We start from the raw sequence: 769 nt of genomic DNA on the forward strand, positions 1-769 counted from the left end.
ATCAGCCAGATCATGACTTCTAAATCGCCGGTGCGCTCCTGCGATGATGTGGATGAAACCGCCCTCAGTTTTGCCGAGATCAAGGCTCTGTGCGCCGGAGACCCCCGTATCAAAGAGCGTATGGATTTGGATGTGGAAGTATCTCGCCTGAAGCTGATGAAAGCCGACCACCAGAGCAAGCAGTATCGTCTGGAGGACCAGCTGCTCAAATATTTCCCGGAGGAGATTGAAAAGCACAAGGGCTTTATCAAGGGCTTTGAATCTGACCTGGAGGTTTTGGCAGCTCACCCGCACCCAGAGGACGGCTTTGCCGGTATGGAGATCCGGGGCGACCTGCTGACCGATAAGGAGAACGCCGGTGCAGCCCTTTTGGATGCCTGCAAGGAGGTCAAAACCTCCGATCCGGTGCAGATCGGCAGCTATCGGGGCTATGCCATGTCCGTGGAATTTTCCGCCTGGAAACAGGAATATACGCTCCTGCTGAAAGGACAGATGACCCACAGGGCAACCCTTGGTACAGACCCTCGCGGAAATCTTACCCGTATCGACAATGCCCTCGCCCAGATGCCCCAGCGTCTGGAGGCGGCAAAGGCCCAGCTGGATAACCTCTATCAGCAGCAGGCTGCCGCAAAAGAGGAAGTTGGAAAGCCATTCCTTTATGAAGAAGAACTGAGAAGCAAAAACGCCCGTCTGGTGGAGCTGGATACCCTGCTCAACATCGACGGAAAGGGACAGGCACACGATGAAGCTGTCGTTGCCAAAAGCACAC

The 769-nt window shown here is 55.0% G+C and carries 1 protein-coding gene; it reads left to right on the forward strand.

The features are described from left to right. On the forward strand, positions 1-769 hold a 769-nt coding region (locus OCV96_RS00125), incomplete at both ends, for a hypothetical protein (protein ID WP_486679467.1).

This window comes from Waltera acetigignens (assembly GCF_025567015.1).
Classification (GTDB): domain Bacteria; phylum Bacillota; class Clostridia; order Lachnospirales; family Lachnospiraceae; genus Acetatifactor; species Acetatifactor acetigignens.